The 277-nt window shown below is 63.9% G+C and carries 1 protein-coding gene; it reads left to right on the forward strand.

The genetic code is table 11. The features are described from left to right. On the forward strand, window positions 1–277 hold a 277-nt coding region (locus LKL37_RS23035), incomplete at both ends, for a hypothetical protein (RefSeq protein WP_431612578.1).

The following is a 277-nucleotide window of genomic DNA, read 5'->3' on the forward strand; positions in this document are numbered from 1 at the left end:
GGTCGGCTGCGATGTCGCACCCCCCGACAACGGTTTCTTCCATGCCCTGCGCATGGGATGGCCCGACGGAATCACCCCGGAGGCCCAGTCCATGGGCAACTTCTGGGTGTGGACCTGGGTTGTCGCCTGGATCATCGGCATCATCATGTGGGCCCTCATGTTCCTGGTCATCTTCCGCGACAGCGACAAGCGCGCGGCCAAGAAGGGCAAGCCTGAGTTCCCCCGGCAGACCGCCTACAACGTGCCTCTCGAGCTCACGTTGACCGTCATCCCGGTG

This window comes from Chryseobacterium sp. 'Rf worker isolate 10' (assembly GCF_050753305.1).
In the GTDB taxonomy this organism is placed as follows: domain Bacteria; phylum Bacteroidota; class Bacteroidia; order Flavobacteriales; family Weeksellaceae; genus Chryseobacterium.